The 4781-nt window shown below is 70.9% G+C and carries 5 protein-coding genes; 4 read left to right on the plus strand and 1 reads right to left on the minus strand.

Features of this window, described 5'->3' with window-relative positions; all coding sequences use genetic code 11:
* Window positions 1–242 precede the first annotated feature (242 nt).
* Both G6031_RS13305 and G6031_RS13310 read left to right on the plus strand, forming a co-directional pair.
* The gene (locus G6031_RS13305) at window positions 243–833 is read left to right on the plus strand and encodes a CAP domain-containing protein (RefSeq protein ID WP_182653518.1); all 591 of its coding nucleotides are present in this window, start codon (window positions 243–245) and stop codon (window positions 831–833) included.
* Between the two features lie 137 nt (window positions 834–970).
* Entirely contained in the window at window positions 971–1516 is a 546-nt protein-coding gene (locus G6031_RS13310) for a CAP domain-containing protein (protein WP_179524381.1), read from the plus strand.
* Window positions 1517–1669: 153 nt separating this feature from the next.
* On the opposite strand, the gene G6031_RS13315 is transcribed toward G6031_RS13310, so the two are convergent.
* On the minus strand, window positions 1670–2206 hold the full coding sequence (locus G6031_RS13315) for a TetR family transcriptional regulator (RefSeq protein WP_182653519.1): 537 nt from the start codon (window positions 2204–2206) through the stop codon (window positions 1670–1672).
* Between the two features lie 118 nt (window positions 2207–2324).
* Here G6031_RS13315 and bioB point away from each other — a divergent pair, with 118 nt between their 5' ends.
* Together bioB and G6031_RS13325 are read left to right on the plus strand one after the other, a co-directional pair.
* The gene (gene bioB / locus G6031_RS13320; RefSeq protein WP_182653520.1) at window positions 2325–3476 is read left to right on the plus strand and encodes a biotin synthase BioB; all 1152 of its coding nucleotides are present in this window, start codon (window positions 2325–2327) and stop codon (window positions 3474–3476) included.
* A 1-nt stretch (window position 3477) separates the two neighbouring features.
* The coding region (locus G6031_RS13325) for an adenosylmethionine--8-amino-7-oxononanoate transaminase (protein ID WP_182653521.1) at window positions 3478–4781 on the plus strand (1304 nt) is incomplete at its 3' end.

Genomic DNA, 4781 nt, shown 5'->3' on the forward strand with positions numbered 1-4781 from the left:
GTTCGTTGGATCGACGTCATGGCTCCGACCGTAACGCCGATCACAGCTCGACGCGGGCTCTCGAGCCGATCGTTGCAAGTCGGAGATGTGTACGGCCCCGGCCCGCGCGGTCCACTACATACGATGTAACGGATGTGACTTCTGTGACGAAAGATGCGTGAGTGAACTCGCGGCACTACAGTGTGAGTCAACGATCCCCGCCGGGTCCGGCTCCGGCCGCCACCCCAGGAAAGGACACCCACGTGCGTCATCCCATCCGTTCCGCCGTCGCAGCCGGGGCCTCCGCCCTCCTGCTCGTCACGGGCGCCGGCACGGCCTCCGCCCAGGGGTCGCTCGAACTCGCCCTGCCCTTCCCGCTGGACATCCCCGGCCTCGCCTCCCTCATGTCGGGCCCGTCCACGCCGGGGACCACCGCGACCACCACCGTCGCCGAGCAGGACGCCCCTCTCGTCGTGGTTCCGCCCGAGGTGGCCCGGAAGGCGTTCGAGGGCAGCGTGGTGGCCGGGGTCAACGAGGCGCGGACCGCGGTGGGCGCCGAGCGGCTGGTCACCGACGCGATCCTCTCCGTCGAGGCCGCGGTCCGCGCGGACCAGCTGGCGGTGGGCGACCCCACGACCGGCGACCTCCCGGTCCCCGACAGCGGCGAGGCCCGCGACCGCACGGTCCTGACCCTGCCCCCGGAGGCCACGCCGCAGAACGTGCTCACCGCGATGCTCACCGACACCGGGATGCGCGAGCGGATGCTCGACGGCGCGTTCACGAAGGTGGGAGTGGGAACGGCCGCGGGCGAGGACGGAGTGATCCACGTCGTACTCGACTTCGAGCGGGGGTAGCACGACCAGGGGTTCTTCCGGTTAACAGTGTGAAAATACGGCTAGATTTCTTTTCCCCCTAGCCCGGCGGGGATTTGCTCTCTACCGTGGCCTCTGCACGCCCTCCCCCTCGGGGTGTGCAGAACTGGAGATCCCTCGTGCGTCGCACTTCCCCTCGTTTCGTCAAGCCCCTCGCCGTCTGCGCTGCCGCCACCATGGCTGTCGCCGGACTCGGCGTCCCCGCGGCCTCTGCGCAGCAGTTCCTCATGCCGGGCTCGTCGTTCGGCGTCGCCGTCGGCGGCGGCGGTACCGTCCCGGCCCTCGATCCCACGAGCGCCGAGTACCGCCAGCAGCTCCACGACGCCACCAACGCCGCGCGCGTGGCCAACGGCCGGGCTCCGCTCCCGTCCAACGACGCGCTCGTCCGGTTGGCCACCGCCTGGAGCCAGGTGCAGGCCGCGGAGAACCGCATGTACCACAACCCCGATCTGCGCGACCAGGTCCCGGCCGGCACCACGCGCTGGTCGGAGAACGTGCTGCAGAACTGGCGCAACGCCACCCCTCAGCAGCTGGTCAACCAGTGGATGGCGTCCACCGGCCACAGGCTCAACCTGCTGCGCACCGACCACACCTCGATGGGCATGGGCGTCGCCGTGGCCGGCGACAACAAGCTCTACGCCACCCAGGTGTTCACCCGGAGCTGAGTCGGGTCCGGCCGTTCGCGGTCGGCAGCACTCATCCATAGCCACTCATCGATCAGGACGTTCCGCACACGTTTCGCGAGAAGCAGGTGTGCGGAACGTCCTTTTCGATGTGCGGGCCCGGTCCGCGCTCGCGGGCCCGGCCGAGGCGCGGCGTCAGCCGACCATCCCCGCCAGCATCGCCTCGAGCCCCTCGTCGAATCGCGAGTCGTAGTCCACGCGCGGCATCGCGGGGTCCACGGCGGCGAGGTTGTGGTGGGTCTGCTCCTCGATCGTCACGCCGAGGACGTAGGCGGTGAGAGCCGTGGTCAGGCCCGCGGCCCGATCGCCGCCCCCGTGCCGCGCACACGTCCGTGCGACCGCGTCGGCCACCGGGTTCACCGCACCGGCGGCCAGCCCCAGGGCCACGATCTCGGCCCCGTCGGGCACCCCCGCAACAGCGATCCGCATCGCCCGGGTCACCCCGCGCAGTTCGTCGGCGGCCGATGCGCCGGCCTCCACCGGGGCCACGTCCGCCAGGACCCGTTCGGCAACGGCGGTGAGCAGCGCCTGCTTTGACGGGAAATGCCAGTACAGGGCACTCGGCTGGACGTTCAGCCGCGTCGCCAGCGTGCGCATCGACATGCCGGGCAACCCCGCTTCATGCAGGAGTCCGAGCGCGGTGTCGACGACGGCCGACTTGCTGAGAGCCACGACCGGTAACCCTATCGCCCCTCCCGCGGCTCCGACGCGCCTGCAACCTGAACGCTGTACAAGTCGGCGAATTCCCGCTACCTTAACGGCGTTCAATGAACGGCGTTCAGGAGGAACCATGGCCACCACGACCACCCGTTGGCACGAGCTCGCGGACCGCATTCTCGACGGCGGGGCGATCGACGCGACGGAGGCACTCGCCGTGCTCGACTCGTCCGACGCCGAGCTCATGAAGGTGGTCGCGGCCGCGTCCCGGCTGCGGTTCGAGCACTTCGGCAACAAGGTCAAGGTCAACTACCTGGTCAACCTCAAGAGCGGCCTGTGCCCGGAGGACTGCTTCTACTGCTCGCAGCGCCTCAACTCCACCGCCGGCATCCTGCGCTACACCTGGCTGAACACCGAGGAGGCCGTCACCGCGGCCAAGGCGGGCATCGCGGCCGGCGCCTCGCGCGTGTGTCTGGTCGCCAGCGGCACCGGCCCGAGCAACCGCGAGGTCGGCAAGGTCTCCGACATCATCGAGGCTATCAAGTCCGACACCCCGGGCGTCGAGGTGTGCGCCTGCCTGGGCGCGCTGAAGGACGGTCAGGCCGAGAAGCTCTGCGCGAGCGGCGCCGACGCCTACAACCACAACCTCAACACGGCGGAGAGCCACTACGAGGAGATCTGCACGACCCACACCTACGCCGACCGCGAGCACACCGTGAGCCAGGCGCACGGCGCGGGCCTGTCGGCGTGCTCGGGCTTCATCGCCGGCATGGGCGAGACCCGCGAGCAGCTGGTCGAGCTGGCCTTCGACCTGCGCGCCAAGGGCGTCGACTCGATCCCGGTGAACTTCCTGCTGCCCTTCGACGGCACCCCGCTCGAGGGCGTGGACACGCTCAACCCGCGCGACTGCCTGCGGATCCTCGCGATGGTCCGGTTCGTCGCCCCCGACACCGAGATCCGGATGGCCGCCGGCCGCGAACGCCACCTCGGCTACCTCCAGGGCATGGGTCTCTTCGTGGCCAACTCGCTGTTCCTCGGCGACTACCTCACCAGCGAGGGCCAGCCCGGCGGTGAGGACCTGCAGATGATCGCCGACGCCGGCCTCGAGGTCCTGCAGATGGACGGGGCCGGCCATGCGCCTCACCACCCCGCGACCCCGGGAACGGCTCCCGCGGCGGTGCCCGGTGCTGCGCCCGTGGCGGCGCCCACCGCTCAGGAGAAGCAGGAGAAGAAGGTCGCCATCCGCACGCGCGGTGCCGGCACCAGCGAGCCCGCGAACGCCTGACATGTCCGCCCCGCGTCACCTCACCGCCTCCCCCGCCGCGCTCCTGGCAGCCGACGCCGAGCACGTCTGGCACCCGTACGGCGGGTTCCCGGCCTCCACGCAGCCGCTGCCGGTGGCGTCGGCGTCCGGGGTGCGGCTACGTCTGGCGGACGGCTCCGAGCTGATCGACGGCATGAGCTCGTGGTGGGCGGCCATCCACGGCTACCGCCACCCGCACCTCGACGCCGCCGCGCACCGGCAGGTCGACACGATGAGCCACGTGATGTTCGGCGGCCTCACCCACGCGCCGGCGGTGGAGCTGTCGACCCGGCTCGCGCGGATGGCGCCGGGAGAGCTCAACAAGGTGTTCCTGGCGGACTCGGGATCGGTGTCGGTGGAGGTGGCCGCCAAGATGGCCCTCCAGTACCAGCGCTCGAGGGGCCGCCCCGAGCGCACCCGCCTGGCCACCTGGCGGGGCGGCTACCACGGCGACACCCTCGCCCCCATGAGTGTGTGTGATCCTCAAGGCGGTATGCACTCCATGTGGCGGGGCGTGGTGGCCGAGCAGGTGTTCGCGCCCGCTCCGCCGACCCACTACGACCCGGCCTACGTCGCCGAGCTCGAGCGGGTGCTCCGCGGTCACGCCGACGAGCTGGCGGGGATCATCGTGGAACCGGTGGTCCAGGGCGCGGGCGGTATGCGCTTCCACCACCCCGACTATCTGCACGACCTGCGGCGACTGGCCGACGAGACCGGCGCGCTGCTGATCTTCGACGAGATCGCCACCGGCTTCGGCCGAACCGGCGCACTGTTCGCCGCCGACCACGCCGGGGTGGCGCCCGACATCATGTGCCTGGGCAAGGCGCTGACCGGCGGATACCTGACCCTGGCCGCGACGCTGACCACCGATCGGGTGGCCGAGGTGATCAGCGCCGGCGAGGCGGGCGGCCTGGCGCACGGGCCGACCTTCATGGGCAACCCCCTTGCGTGTGCCGTGGCGTGCGCGTCGCTGGACCTGGTGGAGTCCGGTCAGTGGCGCGAGCGCGTGCCGCGGATCGAGGCGCGCCTGCGCCGCGGCCTGGCGCCGGCGCTCGACGTGCCCGGCGTGGTGGACGTACGGGTGCTGGGGGCGATCGGTGTGGTGCAGCTGGAGGAGCCGCTGGAGATGACGACGACGACAACGGCGATCACCTCCCACGGCGTGTGGCTGCGCCCCTTCCGGGATCTCATCTACACGATGCCGCCGTTGGTCTCTACAGATGAGGAGATCGATCAGATCTGTGCGGCGGCGGTTCACGGGGCGGTGGCCGCGGCCGGCGCATCAGG

The sequence above is a fragment of the Dietzia sp. CQ4 genome (genome assembly GCF_014145125.1).
Taxonomy (GTDB): domain Bacteria; phylum Actinomycetota; class Actinomycetes; order Mycobacteriales; family Mycobacteriaceae; genus Dietzia; species Dietzia natronolimnaea.